Raw genomic sequence first — 16427 nt, forward strand, 5'->3', positions numbered from 1 at the left:
TCACGACTTTTTCACCCGCTTCAGGGGCATCGTCGCTCTCTTTATAGGGCAAGTGTCTGGGAAAGGCGTTGAGCGTGTTGAGCAAGCTATCACCCACGGCGGGCGACCATACCAACGTATCGCCCGACTTGAATGTACTGAGTCACCTTCCGCTGGCGATCTACACCACCGACGCGGAAGGGCGCATCACGTATTTCAATGACGCCGCCGTCGCGTTCGCAGGACGGCAGCCTGCCCTCGGCGAAATGTGGTGCGTGACATGGCGACTGTTTCTGCCCGATGGCACGCCGCTGCCGCACGAGCAATGCCCCATGGCCATCGCCCTGCGCGAACGCCGCCCGGTGCGCGGCGTGGAAGCGGTGGCGGAGCGCCCCGACGGCAGGCGCGTGCCGTTCATGCCCTACCCTACGCCGCTGTTCGACGAGAACGGCGAGCTGATTGGCGCCATCAACGCGCTGGTGGATCTGACCGACCGCAAGCACGCGCAAGCGCAGCTCGCACAAGCGCAGGAACTCGCCGCGACGCAGGCGTCGGGCGCCGACGTACAGCATGCTGAAATGGTCGAAAATCTCGCCCGCTCCAAACGCGATTTCGAACTGCTGGTGCGCAGCGTTACCGACTACGCGATCTTCATGCTGGATACCACCGGCCACGTCACCAGCTGGAACGGCGGCGCGGAGAAGATCAAGGGCTATCGCGCCGAGGAAATCATCGGCCGCCATTTCTCCGCGTTCTACACGCCGGAAGACGTGGCCGCCGGCATTCCGCAACTGGCACTCACCACCGCATTGCACGAAGGACGCTTCGAAACGGACGCCTGGCGCGTGCGCAAGGATGGCACGCGCTTCTGGGCCAACGTGATCATCGATCCGGTGTGGAACAACGGCGAGCTGATCGGTTTTGCCAAAGTCACGCGCGATGCCACCACCCGCCGCAATGCGGAACTGGCGCTGTTCGAAAGCGAGCGCCGCTTCCGCGGCATCGTCAACACCGCGCTGGATGCCTTCGCGCAGATCGACGAATCCGGCCGCATTACCGAGTGGAATCCGCAGGCGCAGGAACTGTTCGGCTGGTCACGCGAACAAGTGCTGGGCAAGCCGCTGACCACGCTGTGCTTTCCGCACGGCGACAACACGGCGGAGGACTGGCTGACATCGGCGTGGCAGCACAAACCGGTACGGCAAACGCATCAACTCACTGCGGTGAATCGTTCGGGGCGGCGCTTCACCGCCGAATTGAGCGTCAGCGTGCTCTCGCTCGCCTCCGGGCCTGCGATGTGCATCTTCATGCGCGACCTTACCGAAAAGATCCAGATGGAAACCCAGCTGCGGCAATCGCAGAAGATGGAAGCGCTGGGCCAGCTCACCGGCGGCATCGCGCACGATTTCAATAACATCCTGCAGGCCATTTCCAGCTCGCTGGAAGTGGTGGAAATCATCGGCCGGCGCGCGCAATTCACTGCCGCCGACAAGCACATCCAGAACGCGCTCGGCAGCGTGCGCCGCGCCGCCGGTCTCACCCATCGCCTGCTCGCCTTTGCACGCCGCCAGGCCCTGGATCCGCAAGCCGTGGATGTGGGCGAGCTGATTGCCAGCATGAGCGAACTGCTGCGCCATTCGATCGGCGAACACATCGCGCTGGAACTCGCGCTGCCGGAAGAACTGTGGGCCGCGCACTGCGATGCGAACCAGCTTGAGAACGCCATTCTCAACCTCGCCATCAACGCGCGCGATGCGATGCCCAAAGGTGGTCGCCTGCGTATCGAAGCTTCCAACGTCAACGGTGATGATCCGTCCGCTTTCAACGTGCTTGATCCGGACGACAGCTACGTCAAGATCGTGGTGGCCGACAGCGGCACCGGCATGCCGGCAGACGTGCGCGAGCGTGCGTTCGATCCTTTCTACACCACCAAGCCGGTCGGCCAGGGTACCGGGCTCGGCCTGTCGATGGTGTACGGTTTTGCACGCCAATCCGGCGGCCATTGCGTCATCGAGAGTGAACTGGGCGAAGGCACGCGCATCATCTTGTTACTGCCGCGCTACGTCGGCCCGGCGCAGGCGCGTACCGAATGGGTGACGGCGCAAGGGCGGCCGGCCGCGCATGGCGAACACATCCTGCTGGTGGAAGACCAGAGCGTCATTCGTGAGGCAGTCACCGAAGTACTCGTCAAACTGGGTTACAACGTGACGCAAGCGTCGGATGGCCTGGAAGGTTTATCGATGGCGATGGCCGGACAAACCTTCGACCTGATCGTCACCGACATCGGCCTGCCCGGCATCAACGGACGCAGCCTGGCCGACACGGTGCGCCATGAGCATCCACACGTACCGGTGTTGCTGATCACCGGATACGATCCGACCGCGGTGCATTCTTCGCCAAGCCTGCCGGCTGGCATGGCGTTGCTGCCCAAGCCGTTCAACGTCGAGACGCTGGGGGAACAAGTGCGGCGATTGATCGAGTGGCGCCATGCGCAGCTCGAACCGAGCGGCGAGTAACGCGACGCAGGTCAGGGTGAGGCGCAACCGAACTCGCCATGCTGCAGGCATCGCGTGTTGGGGTTCGCGTTCCGCTCACCCCCACTTACAGCGAAACATCACATCCGCGCGCGCAAATGCTCCAGCGCACTCAGCAACGTGCTCACGCCATACGGCTTGTGCAAAAACAGGTCATAACGTGCGTGGTGCGGCGGAAACTGCGATTCGGGCACCGCGCTGCATAGAATGATCGGGCCGGCGTATCCCGCCGCGCGCGCTTGTTCGATCATCTCCAGCCCCGACATCATCGGCATCATGAAATCGGTGATGACCAGTTGCGGCTGTTCCTGCAGGATAAGGTCCAGGCCATAGCGGCCGTTGGAGGCCGTGGTGACGTGGTAGCCGGCATATTCCAGCATCCCACCGGTCACTTGCGCGACATCGGAATCGTCCTCCACCAACAGGATTCGTAGCATCAGCTCAATCCGCCTGGCCGGGACCGGCCGCCTTGGGGTTCAAGCCAAGCGCCAACCCCTGCTCCCCCATGTAGAACGGCTGCACGCGCAGATCGAAATGCCGATCGCGCATCTTGATGATGGATATGTAGCGTTGGTGCGTGTGATGACGGCGCGAAATGTTGAGCACCATCACATTATCGACCATGGCCGACAGCTCATCGTTGGGCATGGCACGGTCGACCTCCATTTCCGCGCATTCCTGCGTGTACACCACCGTCGCTCCGCATTCGCGCAATTGCAGGCTCAGGGCATTGATCAGATACGGCAGACGCTCGCGATAAATCAGGTTGTCGCGCAACACCACGATGCCATCGATGAAAACGCGTTTTGCACCAATCGCCTTGGCGTGCTGCACGATGCCATGCGCCACTTCGTCAACAACCAGTTCCGCCGGAGACAACCACAACAAGCGCAATACATTCTGGTCCGCCAGCCGATCCAGATCGAAGCCGAGTTCCCGTGCACGCGCACGCAAGCGCGTAGGACTCTCGTAAAAACTGAGCATCAACGCCGGTGCCTGCTCCGTCGCCTGCGCCACGAAATACATGCCCAGCGTGGTCTTGCCTGAGCCGGTAGGCCCCAAGATCAGCGTCGCCGATTCGGAGGGAAGACCGCCGCCCAGCAGCCGATTCAGATCCGGCAAGCCGGTGCTGACGGCGGTATTCGGATGCGGGCGCGGCGGCATATCGCTGATGCAGCTTTCGAGGCGCGGATACACTTCCACACCGTTCGCGCTGATGCGCAACAGATGCTTGCCGCTCAACACCTGCGCACCACGATGTTTGCGCACCTGGATGCTCGGCACCGCGCGGTAGCCGACGGTGTCGTAATTCATTTCGATCCAGCCGTCGACCATCGTGTGTTCGGGGCTGCTCTCTTCGCGCGCCTGATGCGTCAACATCACCAGCACGGCACCGGCCAGACCGGCCACGCCCTGCAAGGTGTGGATGAAAGAACGAAATTCATTCTCCGAAGCGACCGACTGCGCCACGAAGGTGCCATCCAGCACCATCGCCGTTGCATCGTGGCGTTTCAATTCGTGCTGGACCAGCTTCAAAAGGCCCGGCAAGCCTTCGCGTTCCAGCACGCCATAAGCACTGATGTACTCCATGCGCGAAGGCACCACGTCACGATCGAAAAACGCCATCTGGCTGACGTAATTGAGCATGCGTGCGCTCGATTCGGCCAGCAGCGACATGTACAGCGCCTTGCCGCCGGCACGCACGTGCGCATAGCAGAATTGATTGGCAAGCAGGGTTTTGCCCGCACCCGGCGGACCTTGAATGATGTACGCCGAGCCGCGCAAAAAACCGCCGCCCATCAGACGGTCCAGCCCTTCCACACCTGTGGAGATCTTTTCAATCACTAGCTGCTCTCCCCCGCTTTTTGTCGGTGGATCATACGGGCCCTTTGCCCGGACCAACAATGGCAGAGGGCACGGCAAGCGGACGTGCAGCAACCCGGCTTGATGACCGTCACGCGGCGCCGGGTATGATGCGATGCCACCAAACCGGCTTGTCGAGGAAACAGCGATGAAGCGCAGCGTGCTTGCTTGGGTTCTTGCTCTGTCCGCCAGCCCCCTCTTCGCCGCTGGCCAGGCGCCGGCCGTGCAACACATCAATCCATCCACGCTAGGCGCACCGCATGGCTACACGCACGTCATCACGGTCGATGGCGGGCGCACGGTGTACATCGCAGGCCAGGTGCCGCTCGATCAACACGGCCAGCTTGTCGGTGCCGGCGATTTCGCCGCGCAAGTTCGGCAAACTTTCGAGAATTTGAAAGCCGCGCTGGCGGCCGGCGACGCGAATTTTTCCGACGTGGTGGAGATGACGACGTATGTCACGGACATGTCGCAGATAGATACCTATCGCAAGATCCGCAACGAATACATGACCGGTCCCATGCCCACTGCCAGCCTGGTGGAAGTGAAAGGCTTGTTCCGCAAAGACGTGATGCTGGAAGTAAGCGCGGTAGCCGTCGTACCCGTGCCGATGCATGCGCCGGCGAAGCCGGCCGAACACACGCCCAAGGGTTAGTCGCTGTCACGACACATGTCCTCGCTCGCCCAAGAGCGCATGATGAAACGCGAGCAGCGGGCATCGTGCCCCGCTGCCGTTTTCCACGGCGAGGACCTTCCCATGCTCGACTGGCTGGATTACCGCAAGCAATTGATGGGCCGCATCGGCGAGATCGGCAAACTCAGCCCCGACACCGTCGCCGGCTACCAGACCCTGTCCAAGGCAGCCCAGAAAACCGGCAAGCTGGATGCCAAGACGCGCGAACTGATCGCCCTGGCCGTAGCGGTCACCACCCGCTGCGACGGCTGCATCACCGTGCACACCGGCGAAGCCCTGAAGCATGGCGCCAGCCACGAGGAAATCGCCGAGGCGCTGGGCGTGGCGATTGCCCTCAACGCAGGCGCCGCGCTGGTGTATTCGGCGAGGGTGATGGATGCGGTGAGTGCGCATGAGGCGGGGTCCTAATCCCGATGCTCCGGCCGTAACGTTTTTCACTTACCGGAAACTCTTGCTCGTCATTCCAGCGAAAGCTGGAATCCAGTGAAGTACGTCGTGCGAAGCACACAAAATCCTTATGTCGTGTGCTGCGCACGTCATTTTTTACTGGATTCCGGCCTGCGCCGGAATGACGTCAAGCAGGGCAATGCCACAGGCCAGCCACCGCGCCGTTTCAAAATCCGCCGCGCCAAACGTCTCCTCTCCAGCCGGCTCTGCGCCGGCTATTGACCTTGGCTACCCGAACGCGGAGACGTCGTGTCCATGCCCCTGCAGGAAGTTGAACGGCAATTGGCCGAACTGGCCGGCGCCATGCCGGAGCTGTTGAAGCACAACCAGGGTGTCGAGTTCTGGATCGAGTTCATGGACCGGGCCGATGCGATCCGCAACCGCGTATCGCTCGATCAGTTCGACTGGGTCACCGAACGTATCTACGAGGTGCTGGCCGCCTATGGCATTTGCACGCCCTCGCGCTGGATTCTGGCGGCCGCCGCTGGCGCCAACTGAACGGATTCAAGCTTGGCGCACATCGACCGATAAGGTTTCCAGGGCCCCAATGTTGCGGGGTCTTGGGGGTTCCGCCATGACTACTTCATCCGTCGTCGCAGCGCTGATGCTGCACAACCAATCCTGCTCCGCCTGCTGCGTGGGCGAGCCTTGCGTGGTCACCGAGCGCATCCTGGACGAATGGTTGCATCGCCAGGCTGCGCCCATGGCCGAAACGCAAACCGCGGCATGGCCCGCCGAAGACGCAGCATGAGCGCATCCCGGCTAAGCTAGCCCCACTCCAATGGGGAGCCAAAGCGGAAAGTGAGGGGCTTATGCATTCGCACCCGTTCTTTGGATTGTTCGCCGCCATCCTGGCCGTGATTCCTGCCTGGAAGATCGTCTCGAAAGCCGGCTACCACGGCGCGTGGTCGCTGCTGATCTTCGTGCCGCTGGTGAACATCATCATGATGTACGTGTTTGCGTTCAGCGTGTGGCCGATGGAGCGCGGGCGTACATAGCTTTTGAACACCACGGTCGTCATTCCGCTTTCGCGAGGATGACGGCCATATGGCCTCGTAGGCCGGGATGAAATCCCAGCATTGCGTACCTCATGGATGCTGGGATTTCATCCCAGCCTACGAGACTTGCACGCAACTTACGGCCGCGAGGCCCCCAACAAGCCCACCTTGTAACCCGCCTCGCGCAAGCGGCTGGTGGCCTTCATGCTCAACACCACCAGGATCACCAGGTTCACCAGCGGCACAAAACACCCGATCACCAGCAACACCTTGGTGCCGGTGGAATGCCCAAAACCGCCGCACAAACGAAGAATGCCGATGATCGCCATCACCAGCGCAACCAGGCTCAACGCCAATGCGAGACCTGGGGAATTCCGCGCCGCCATGGTCACGAAGTTCAAGATGATCGAATAAATCACCAGCTTCTGCCCGCTGGCAATCTGCTCCAGATCGGCACTGTCGGACGGTGAATGGTCGTCCACCTGCGCACGCGGCGCCTGATACGGATTGTCGTTGCTCATTATTCCCCCTGCTAACGCGATAACACGAAGAAACCTGCCGCTTGCAGCAGCAGATACACGATGAGAAATCAGCCCCCAGGCGGCCCTCGAAAGCGGACCGCCAAGCCACCTTGTACACGCGCAGGAACAGGCCACGCAAGCAAATTCATGCGACGCCAAACGCAGCCTTTGACGAAAATGTTATCTAACTATCATTGACACACAAATGTTATCTTGATACCAATGCACGCCACGGGCTGTCCGTATCTCGGGGAGGGGGTCGTGGACATGAGTGGTTTGCCATACGTTCGTCGCCGTCTAGTCACAGCGGTTGTCTTGGGCCTGATGAGCCCGCTCTGCGCCATCGCGCAAACGCAGGACGGCGGCAACCAGGCCGCCTCAAGCACGGCGCAGGCCACGCCGCAAAAAGCCGGCGCGCAAAAATCACGCAATACGCCGCAGCAAACGGCGCAACTGGGCACCATCATCGTCACCGCCAACAAGCGCGAAGAACGCCTGCAGGACGTGCCGATGGCGGTATCCGTGCTGGACGACACCAAGCTGCAACGCCAGAACGCGCTCAGCTTTACCGATTACGCCTCGCAGGTGCCGGGACTCAATGTGATCTCTTCCGGCGAAGGCTGGACGCAGCTGGTGCTGCGCGGCATCACCTCCGGCGGCAGGCAGCCGAATGCAACCGTGGGCACGTATATCGACGACACGCCGTTCGGATCGAGCACGGTGTATTCGGCCGGCAGCGTGCTCACGCCGGATATCGACCCCAGCGATCTGCAGCGCATCGAAGTGCTGCGCGGTCCGCAAGGCACCTTGTATGGATCGAACACGCTCGGCGGGCTGATCAAGTTCGTCACCACGCCGCCGGATGCCACGCAAGCCAGCGCGCATATCGGTTTCAGCACCAGCAGCGTGCAAGGCGGCGGCAGTGGTTATGGCGCGCACTCCACGGTCAATCTGCCATTGATCACCGACAAGCTCGCGCTGCGCGTGAACGTGTACGACCGCGACGATCCCGGCTACATCCGCAACATCACCACCGGCAAGACCGAGATCGACGAAGCGAAAGTCAGCGGCGGACGCGCGCAATTGTTGTGGACGCCGAACGATAAAGTATCGGTGCGTTTCTCTGCGCTCGCGCAGAATCTCCATAGCGATGGCCTGGCCAATCAAGGCATCGACATCGACCCCTCTACCTTGCGACCGGTCTATGGCTGGCCCAATCAGGCACGCGCTGCCAGCACGGGGTTGTTCAAGATCAAATACCGTCTCTACGATCTGACGGTAAATGCGGATTTCGGCTGGGCCAGGCTCGTTTCCACCACCAGCTACGGCACGCTGGGTTTCAAGGAAAACACCGACATTACGGCGCTCTACGGCCCGGTGCTGAATCCACTGTTTGGCCTCGCCAACGGTGGTTACTCAGAACTGCAACCGATCGCGTTGAACAAGGTGACGCAGGAACTGCGCCTGCAATCGCCGGCGGATCAAACCTGGGAATGGCGCGCCGGCGTGTTCTTTACGCATGAGCACACCACGGACAATCAGAGCATCCTGAGTTTCGACGCCACCACCGGCGCCCCCATCGACTTGCCAACGCTGGGGGTTATCGCCGAAGGGCCGGCGATCTTCCGCGAGTGGGCCGGCTATGGCGATCTCACCTGGCATGCCACGTCGCAACTGAGCATTCTGGTCGGCGCGCGCTACAGCAACGATTACACCTCCTACACGCAGACCAGCCAGGGTCTGTTGATCGGCCCCACCGACTTCACCATCGTCGGCCACGATCATCCGGTCACGTATCTGTTCAATCCCAGCTACAAATTCAGCGACGACGTGATGGCATATATCCGCGTCGCTTCGGGCTTCCGCCCCGGTGGCCCGAACGTAGGCGTACCGCCTGGACTCGGCGCACCCCTCACGTTCGATCCAGACAAGCTGGTGAATGACGAGTTCGGCCTGAAAGCGTTGATGCTCGACAAGCGCATGAGCTTCGACGGCGACGTGTTCTACATCGACTGGAGCAAGGTACAGCTCACCACCACCGTCGGCGGCATCAGTTTTCTCGGCAATGGCGGCAAGGCAACCAGCAAAGGCGTGGAATTGAACTGGACGTTCAAGCCGCTGCGCGGACTTACGCTGTTGGCCAATGCCACCTATACGAAAGCCGCGTTGGCAGCGGATACGCCCACCGGCAGCATCTATGGCCTGAAAGGCGATGCGCTGCCCTACGTACCGAAGTGGAGCGCGAACTTGGGCGCGGATTACGACTTTCCGATTGCCGGGGATTGGTCCGGTTTTATCGGCGGCAACGTCAGCTACATCGGCGCGCGTGCGTCGGAGTTCAATCCGGTGCCAGGGCCGCGCGTACGCCTGCCCGCTTACAACAATCTCGATCTGCACGCGGGTGTGAACGTCGATAACTGGACGGTCGAGGTGTACGCCAAGAACCTGGGCAACCAGCGCGGCATTACGGCGGTGTGGCCGGAAACGATCAATCCGCTTGGCAGTCCGTTCCAGGCCACGTACCAGACACCGCGCACGGTCGGCATGTCCGCCAGCCTCGATTTCTGAGCCCGCCCTTCATAAGCATGTTCCTGATGCTTCCCCTGCATGGAGTATCCGCATGAATCGCCACGTACGACGCCTGGTGGCTCTGTTCGCCGGCTTTACCGCCAGTTTCGCGATGGCGCAGGCGGCACCACCGACACCGCCAGGGCCCAGCACTGCGGCGCCACAACCAGGCGTCAATACCGAAACCGTACCACCCGCCATGACGCAACAAGACGTCACCGCGTTCTTTGATGGATTGATTGCCTTCGCACTCCAACGCAGCGATATCGCTGGCGGCGTGATCGTGGTGGTGAAGGACGGCAACGTGCTGTTCGCCAAAGGCTACGGTTACGCGGATCTCGCGCATCGTACGACACCGTCGCCGGAAAACACCCTGTTTCGCCCTGGCTCGATCTCCAAACTGTTCACCTGGACCTCGGTGATGCAGCTGGTCGAGCAGGGCAAGCTGCAGCTGGATCACGACGTCAACGATTACCTCGATTTCAAGATCCCGCCTTATCAAGGCAAACCGATCACCCTGCGCAACTTGATGACACACACGCCGGGTTTTGAAGATACCGCCAAGGGCTTGCTGCCGGCGTCGATTGGCGAGGTGAATCTGGAGCGTTACCTCAAGACGCATATTCCCGCGCGCATCTTCCCGCCGGGCGAGATCGTCGCCTATTCCAACTACGGTTGCGGTTTGGCCGGCTATATCGTGCAGCGTGTTTCCGGCGAACGCTTCGACGATTACGTCGCCAACCATATCTTCCAGCCGCTGAAGATGACGCATTCGAGCTTTGCGCAACCGCTGCCGCCAACGTTGGCATCGATGCTGTCGAAGGGTTACAAGACCGCCTCGGATGGCACGCCGCAACCGTTCGAACTGGTCGACCCGGCACCGGCAGGTTCCCTGAGTTCCACCGCCATGGACATGGCCCATTTCATGATCGCGCAGCTGCAGAACGGCCAGTACGGCAATACGCGCATCCTGCAACAACAAACCGCTGAGTTGATGCATAGCCAGCAGTACGTGCCGGCGCCAGGCATCAATGGTTTCGATCTGGGCTTCTATCAGGAAAACCGCAACGGCCTGCGTATCATCGGCCACGGCGGCGACACCGTGTATTTCCATAGCGACCTGCATTTGCTGCTGGACAAGAACATTGGCGTGTTCATGTCGTTCAACAGCGCCAGCAATCCGGAAGCGCATGGCACGCTGATGGTGCGCACGGCGATCTTTGACGCCTTTCTCGATCGCTACTTTCCCTATACCCAACCGGCTCAGCCAACGCTTTCCACCGCCAAGGACGATGCCGCGAAAGTGGTGGGCTGGTATGAGGCCAGCCGCCGCAACGAAAGTGCGCTGCGCATGCTGTACCTCACTGGACAGGTGAATGTCGGTGCGCAACCGGATGGCACGCTGATGGTGTCCTTCCTCACCGATTACGCGGGGCAGCCGCTGCGTTGGCGCGAAGTCGGCCCGCTGCAATATCAGGAAGTGAACGGGCAGGACAAGCTCGCGTTCGTCTCCAATCCGGATGGCAGCATTCGCTATTGGGCGACGGATTATCTGCCCGGCGTGGAAGTGTTTCAGCGTGTAGCCGGTTACAAGAGTCTGGGCAGCGCCGGCGTGCTGGTGGTTATTGCCATCGTGGTGATGCTGGTGACGATGCTGATCTGGTTCGTCGGCTGGCTGATACGTCGCCATTACCGCCGTTCGCTCGATCTCTCGCCGACACTGCTGCGTACTCGTTTGCTGTCGCGTCTTGGCACCTTGGCGATGCTGGTGAGCGTGCTGGGTTGGGTGGCGTTGCTGGTCGCCGCCGGCATTGACGAGAACGTGCTGCTGCACGGCTCGGCGACTCCATGGATGGTGCTGCTGTATGTGCTTGGTGTGATTGCGCTGTTCGGCGCCGCCGCCATCGTCGTGCACACCTGGCGCAACTGGCGCCCCGCCGAACGCAGCCGTTGGGTACGCGTGGGTGAAATCTTGCTCGCGCTGGCGGCGCTGTATCTGTTCTGGTTCATCCTGGCCTTCGGCTTGGTCAGCTTCAGCACCAGCTATTGATAAGGGGATCTCATGACCAAGCTCTGGCAAGCGCCACTCACCTTGCGCGCAAGCATCGAAAAGCGCCCGCTGACGCAGGCGTTCCACATCACCGGCTACACGTTTACCGAGAGCGAGGTGCTGGTGGTTTACCTGCAGGATGGCGAACGCGTGGGACGCGGCGAAGGGCTGGGCGTGTATTACCGCAACGACACACCTGCCTCCATGCTCAAGCAGATTGAAGCGTTGCACGAGCGCATCGAACTAGGCATCACGCGCGAACAATTGCAGGAACTGCTTCCCGCCGGCGGCGCACGCAACGCCCTCGATTGCGCGTTGTGGGACCTGGATGCCAAGCGCGCAGGCAAAGCGGTGTGGCAACTGGCCGGCATGCCCGCGCCGCAACCGCTATTGACCACCTTTACGTTGAGCGCCGACGAACCGGAGGTAATGGCCGAAAACGCCCGCCAGCTCCCCGATGCACGCGCGCTCAAACTCAAACTGACCAACGACCACCGCAATGCGGAACGTGTGCGCGCCGTACGCGCGGCACGCCCCAGTGCATGGATGATGGTGGACGCCAACCAGGGCTTTACGCGCGATTCGCTGCAGGATGCGTTGCCGGCTTTCGTGGAAGCCGGCGTTGCCGTGGTGGAGCAACCTTTCCCGGTCGGCAGCGAGAACTTGCTCGATGGCTTGAACTCCCCCATTCCACTTGCCGCCGACGAAAGCGTGCAGGATCACCGCGATCTGCAGAAGCTGGTGGGACGCGTGCAGATCATCAACATCAAGCTCGACAAATGCGGCGGCCTCACCGAAGCATTGACGATGGCGCGGATGGCGCGCGATCTTGGCTTCAAGGTGATGGTGGGCAATATGGGGGGATCATCGTGGTCGATGGCGCCGGCGTTCGTGCTGGGCTCGCTGTGCGCGGTGGTGGATCTGGATGGGCCGGTGTATGTGCGCACGGATCGCACGCCGGGGGTGAGTTATCGGGATGGGCGGATCTGGTGTGCGGATGAGGTGTGGGGTGGGCCGGTGACGGCTACTGCGTGAATCATGAGGAATGTTTCGTGGACTTGCCGCTTTCAGTGATGCCGATAAGCACCACACCGTCATTCCGGCGAAGGCCGGAATCCAGTGTGAATACGCCGTGCGCAGCACTCCCTATAAAACCAAATGCTGACTACCCCCAGAGCCGTCATTCCCGCGAAAGCGGGAATCCATCTTGCTCTGATGCATCCCTGAAAATGGATTCCCGCTTTCGCGGGAATGACGGCCTTGCGGAAACCCGAGCCTCTATGGCGTCCATCCGCTGCACGCCATAGAGGAAAGCCGCGCATGCCCACCACTAACAACCCACGCCAGCGCAACTGGTTCGGCCACCCACCCGGCCTCACCATCCTGTTCCTCACCGAAATGTGGGAGATGTTCTCCTTCTTCGGCATGCGCGCGCTGCTGGTCTACTACATGACCATGCACCTGGACATCCGCCAGGAATACGCCTCGCTGATCTACGGTGTCTACGCGGCGTTCGTCTACTTCACGCCAGTATTCGGCGGCATCGTTGCAGACCGCTGGCTGGGCAAGCGCAAGGCGGTGATCATCGGCGGCACCACGATGGCGCTGGGTCATTTCATGATGGCCTCCGAGCCGCTGTTCTATCCCGCGCTCGCCACCATTGCATTGGGCAACGGCTTGTTTCTGCCCAGTCTGGCCAGCCAGATCGAAGGCCTGTATCGCGAAGGCGACCCGCGCAGCAAGAGCGCGTACAACGTGTACTACGTAGGCGTGAATATCGGTGCCTTCATTGCGCCATTGATCTGCGGCAGCCTGGGCGAAGCCTATGGTTGGCACTGGGGTTTTGCTGCGGCCGGCATCGGCATGCTGACCTCGCTGGTGATTTATCTGGGCGGCCAGCACCATCTGCCGCGCGAGACTCAACGCACCGATAACAGCCAGCCCGCACGGCCGCCGCTCGATCAATCCGTATGGCGCCGGCTGGCATTCCTGATGGGCGTGGCGGCGATCATCGTGGTGTTCCGCGGTGCCTACGAACAGGTTGGCAACACCATCGCGCTATGGGCGGAGGAAGGCGTGGATCGCCACGTCACCACCAACTGGAGCATTCCCATGACGTGGTTCCAGTCGCTCGATTCGTTCGTGGTGTTTACGGCCACACCGTTGCTGCTGGCACGCTGGGCACGCCTGGCCAAGCGCGGCATCGAAACGCCCTGGCTGCACAAGATGGCGTTCGGCGCGGCGGTGGTGGGGCTCTCCTACATATTGCTGGCCGCGGTAGCCGCCTGGGCCGAGGCCCACGGCACGCGCGCCCACTGGGGCTGGCTTACCGCCTGGTTCGTGTTGATGACGCTGGGCGAGCTATACATCCTGCCGGTGGGCCTGGGGCTGTTCGGGCGCATGGCGCCGGAGGGTTTTCGCGCTACCTGCATCGCCACCTGGTTCTTCGCCGGCTTCTTCGGCAACCTGCTGGCTGGCGCGCTGGGCACCTTGTGGAGTCCGCTGCCGCACGGCTGGTTCTTCATGTTGATCGGCGGCGTAGCCGGCGTGGCCGCGTTGCTGCTGTATGTGGTCGGCGTGCGCATGGGACAGGTGGAAAAGCGCGAGAATGCGGGCCTGGCCGCCATGCTCTCCCGGTAACCCGATGACGACACCCAAGGACCTGCAACAACTGCTCAAGGATCGCTGGGACAGCTTCACCGCGTCCGAGCAGAAGATCGCCCATTACCTGCTGCACAACATCCGCGACCTGCCGTTCGAAACCGCCGCATCGCTGAGCAAGCGCGTCGGCGTCAGCCCCATGACCGTCGGCCGCTTTCTGCGCACGCTTGGCTACGACGGCCTCAACGAGCTGAAGGAAGCACTGCGCGGCGACGGCAGCTGGCGCCATCTGTACAAGGAACCGGAGCAACCCAAGGATACCGATGCGGTAGCCGCCCATCTGCAATCGGAGATCCGCGCACTCACCGACGTGCACGCGCTGGTCGCCACCAAGGAATGGAAATCGGTGACAAAACTACTGATGTCGGCCGACCGCGTTTCCGTCGCCAGCTTCCAGCACGCCGCCTTTCTCGCCGAGGGCTTCGCCAAGACGCTGGAGCACCTGCGTCCACACGTGTCATTCCACTCCGGCAGCGATGGTGCCTACATCGACATGCTGCTCGGCTCCACCCGCAACAGCTGCGTGGTGCTGCTCGACATGCGCCGCTATTTCAAGCAGTTCCGCGTACTGGCCGAAGAAGTCGCCGCACGCGGCATCCCGCTGGTGATGATCACCGACACCGACTGCTACTGGGCACGCGACCTCACCCCGCACGTACTGATGATCCGCCCCAGCTGGGTATGGCACAGCTACAGCGCCTACACCACCTTGTTCAGCCTGCTCGCCACCTCGTTCGTGCAGGAAATGGGCGAGGAGGTGATGGAGCGGTTGGGCGACGTCAACGAGTTGCGGCAGAAGCTGGTGGGGTATTTGGGTAGTGGTGTGCGTGAACCGTCGGCTGCAGGCACCGACAAGCGCAAGCCAAGAAAACCACGCTGACAACGTAGGTTGGGGTGAGCGGAACGCAAACCCCAACATCTCCGGGTGCTTGCGGGTCATGTTGGGGTTCGGCTTCACCTCATCCCAACCCACATACTGCTTCGACCCATGTAGTTCGTAAGCTGGGTTGCCAATCCCAGCATTCGCTGCCTCACACATGCTGGGATTTCATCCCAGCCTACGTACTGTGTACCGACGACTGCACCGGCTCAGGCAAACCAGACGCCGCAGCCTCGCTTGGCGGTTGAATCTTGCGGCCTTTGCGGAGGAAAGGCTTTTCGACGAAACGATAGGACAGGTACCCGGCAACCACCGCAAGCAGCATCGATATCGCCATGCCAGGCCAGAACTTGTGCGTCACTTTATTGATGACGATCTGCTGGATCGGAAATCCGTAGATATACATGCCATACGAAATATCGAATTTCCCGTTGATCAGCTTTTCGCTCAACGATTCGCCGATAACCGCCACCATAAGGGTGATGCCAAACGTTCCCAGGACACTGTATTCAAGCCCACCTGGCATGAGGAACATACCCGCGATGCCAAACATGCCCAGCAACCATCGGCTTGGATACCACGTCGCTTTTGTTACGGATAGCAGGGCGCCGCCGCTGAAGCATATTCCGAACATGCAAAGGTAATTCAGCGGCGCCCCATAAAACGCAAACCCGGTGCCGGTATGCACCAACGATGCCGTCCCGAGCATCGAGCCCACAAAGAGCGCGAGCACCATCTTCCACGATTGCGAAAAAGACAGCGCGACGCCGATGGCCACATAACAGAGACACTCGATCGGCAATGTCCAGAGACTTCCGTTGATCGCGTTTGGATAGATATAGTTTGCAAACACCCCTGGAATCGCCTGCCCCAGAAATGTCGAATACTTCAGGAACGTGACCCACGCAAACTTCGACGTGACGTAGTCCCATTCCGGCCCGCTCGCGTAGATGGCGCCCAGCACATACGTCATCAGAAACGAGCACACCACCATGCCAGGCAGCAGGCGCCTCAACCGCCGTTTGCTGAATTCGATGAAGTTGCCGGATCGACTGAAGCTGGCCGGCATGAAGTAACCGGATATCGAGAAGAAGATGGCGACCGCAACGAAGCCATAGCTATCCCAAAACGGATAAACAGGCTCTCCCAACCCATGCAGGGCAAATTGATGGCTGAATAGCACAAGCAAAGCCGCGAAGTGCCGCAGCAGATCGAAGGAATTCCCCCGATCG

The 16427-nt window shown here is 61.1% G+C and carries 15 protein-coding genes; 11 read left to right on the forward strand and 4 right to left on the reverse strand.

Annotation, left to right across the window (positions count from 1 at the left end; translation table 11 throughout):
* The first annotated feature begins 74 nt into the window (after nt 1–74).
* Nucleotides 75–2495, forward strand: coding sequence for a PAS domain S-box protein (locus tag VJR68_RS03410; protein ID WP_324146144.1), 2421 nt, complete (start codon nt 75–77; stop codon nt 2493–2495).
* Between the two features lie 98 nt (nt 2496–2593).
* Here VJR68_RS03410 and VJR68_RS03415 read toward each other — a convergent pair whose 3' ends face one another.
* Nucleotides 2594–2950, reverse strand: coding sequence for a response regulator (locus VJR68_RS03415; protein WP_324146145.1), 357 nt, complete (start codon nt 2948–2950; stop codon nt 2594–2596).
* A gap of 4 nt (nt 2951–2954) precedes the next feature.
* The gene (locus tag VJR68_RS03420; protein WP_324146146.1) at nt 2955–4358 is read right to left on the reverse strand and encodes an RAD55 family ATPase; all 1404 of its coding nucleotides are present in this window, start codon (nt 4356–4358) and stop codon (nt 2955–2957) included.
* A gap of 166 nt (nt 4359–4524) precedes the next feature.
* Between VJR68_RS03420 and VJR68_RS03425 the strand changes: the two genes are divergently transcribed.
* The 5 genes from VJR68_RS03425 (at nt 4525) to VJR68_RS03445 (ending at nt 6515) form a co-directional block, all read left to right on the forward strand.
* Nucleotides 4525–5031, forward strand: coding sequence for a RidA family protein (locus VJR68_RS03425; RefSeq protein WP_324146147.1), 507 nt, complete (start codon nt 4525–4527; stop codon nt 5029–5031).
* 102 nt (nt 5032–5133) lie between these two features.
* Nucleotides 5134–5478 carry a carboxymuconolactone decarboxylase family protein gene (locus VJR68_RS03430; protein ID WP_324146148.1) on the forward strand — a complete coding sequence of 115 codons (345 nt, stop codon included), beginning with the start codon at nt 5134–5136 and terminating at the stop codon, nt 5476–5478.
* 288 nt (nt 5479–5766) lie between these two features.
* Nucleotides 5767–6015, forward strand: coding sequence for a hypothetical protein (locus VJR68_RS03435; protein ID WP_324146149.1), 249 nt, complete (start codon nt 5767–5769; stop codon nt 6013–6015).
* Nucleotides 6016–6091: 76 nt separating this feature from the next.
* Entirely contained in the window at nt 6092–6268 is a 177-nt protein-coding gene (locus tag VJR68_RS03440; protein ID WP_324146150.1) for a hypothetical protein, read from the forward strand.
* Between the two features lie 61 nt (nt 6269–6329).
* Nucleotides 6330–6515 (forward strand): hypothetical protein, encoded by a 186-nt coding sequence (locus VJR68_RS03445; protein ID WP_324146151.1) that lies wholly within the window; start codon nt 6330–6332, stop codon nt 6513–6515.
* 137 nt (nt 6516–6652) lie between these two features.
* Here VJR68_RS03445 and VJR68_RS03450 read toward each other — a convergent pair whose 3' ends face one another.
* Complete coding sequence (locus VJR68_RS03450) at nt 6653–7036, reverse strand: hypothetical protein (RefSeq protein WP_324146152.1); 384 nt, start codon at nt 7034–7036, stop codon at nt 6653–6655.
* Nucleotides 7037–7303: 267 nt separating this feature from the next.
* On the opposite strand from VJR68_RS03450, the gene VJR68_RS03455 reads away from it, so the two are divergent.
* The 5 genes from VJR68_RS03455 to VJR68_RS03475 all read left to right on the forward strand — a co-directional run bounded on the left by VJR68_RS03455 (nt 7304) and on the right by VJR68_RS03475 (nt 15195).
* A complete protein-coding gene (locus VJR68_RS03455; RefSeq protein ID WP_324146153.1) occupies nt 7304–9604 on the forward strand; it encodes a TonB-dependent receptor in 2301 nt (766 codons plus the stop codon).
* Nucleotides 9605–9656: 52 nt separating this feature from the next.
* Nucleotides 9657–11654, forward strand: coding sequence for a serine hydrolase domain-containing protein (locus VJR68_RS03460; RefSeq protein ID WP_324146154.1), 1998 nt, complete (start codon nt 9657–9659; stop codon nt 11652–11654).
* 12 nt (nt 11655–11666) lie between these two features.
* The gene (locus VJR68_RS03465) at nt 11667–12689 is read left to right on the forward strand and encodes a dipeptide epimerase (RefSeq protein WP_324146155.1); all 1023 of its coding nucleotides are present in this window, start codon (nt 11667–11669) and stop codon (nt 12687–12689) included.
* 285 nt (nt 12690–12974) lie between these two features.
* Entirely contained in the window at nt 12975–14294 is a 1320-nt protein-coding gene (locus tag VJR68_RS03470; RefSeq protein ID WP_324146156.1) for a peptide MFS transporter, read from the forward strand.
* Between the two features lie 4 nt (nt 14295–14298).
* Nucleotides 14299–15195, forward strand: coding sequence for a MurR/RpiR family transcriptional regulator (locus VJR68_RS03475; protein ID WP_324146157.1), 897 nt, complete (start codon nt 14299–14301; stop codon nt 15193–15195).
* 178 nt (nt 15196–15373) lie between these two features.
* Here the strand turns inward: VJR68_RS03475 and VJR68_RS03480 are convergent.
* A partial coding sequence (locus VJR68_RS03480) for an acyltransferase (RefSeq protein WP_324146158.1) occupies nt 15374–16427 on the reverse strand: 1054 nt, incomplete at its 5' end.

It is taken from the genome of Dyella sp. (assembly GCF_035277725.1).
Lineage (GTDB): Bacteria > Pseudomonadota > Gammaproteobacteria > Xanthomonadales > Rhodanobacteraceae > Dyella_B.

What these genes read in the sequence shown, in the direction of transcription:
- VJR68_RS03415 (WP_324146145.1), bottom strand. Translation starts at nt 2,950, where the DNA reads ATGCTACGAATCCTGTTGGTGGAGGACGATTCCGATGTCGCGCAAGTG.
- VJR68_RS03425 (WP_324146147.1), top strand. Translation starts at nt 4,525, where the DNA reads ATGAAGCGCAGCGTGCTTGCTTGGGTTCTTGCTCTGTCCGCCAGCCCC.
- VJR68_RS03430 (WP_324146148.1), top strand. Translation starts at nt 5,134, where the DNA reads ATGCTCGACTGGCTGGATTACCGCAAGCAATTGATGGGCCGCATCGGC.
- VJR68_RS03440 (WP_324146150.1), top strand. Translation starts at nt 6,092, where the DNA reads ATGACTACTTCATCCGTCGTCGCAGCGCTGATGCTGCACAACCAATCC.
- VJR68_RS03445 (WP_324146151.1), top strand. Translation starts at nt 6,330, where the DNA reads ATGCATTCGCACCCGTTCTTTGGATTGTTCGCCGCCATCCTGGCCGTG.
- VJR68_RS03450 (WP_324146152.1), bottom strand. Translation starts at nt 7,036, where the DNA reads ATGAGCAACGACAATCCGTATCAGGCGCCGCGTGCGCAGGTGGACGAC.
- VJR68_RS03455 (WP_324146153.1), top strand. Translation starts at nt 7,304, where the DNA reads ATGAGTGGTTTGCCATACGTTCGTCGCCGTCTAGTCACAGCGGTTGTC.
- VJR68_RS03460 (WP_324146154.1), top strand. Translation starts at nt 9,657, where the DNA reads ATGAATCGCCACGTACGACGCCTGGTGGCTCTGTTCGCCGGCTTTACC.
- VJR68_RS03465 (WP_324146155.1), top strand. Translation starts at nt 11,667, where the DNA reads ATGACCAAGCTCTGGCAAGCGCCACTCACCTTGCGCGCAAGCATCGAA.
- VJR68_RS03470 (WP_324146156.1), top strand. Translation starts at nt 12,975, where the DNA reads ATGCCCACCACTAACAACCCACGCCAGCGCAACTGGTTCGGCCACCCA.
- VJR68_RS03475 (WP_324146157.1), top strand. Translation starts at nt 14,299, where the DNA reads ATGACGACACCCAAGGACCTGCAACAACTGCTCAAGGATCGCTGGGAC.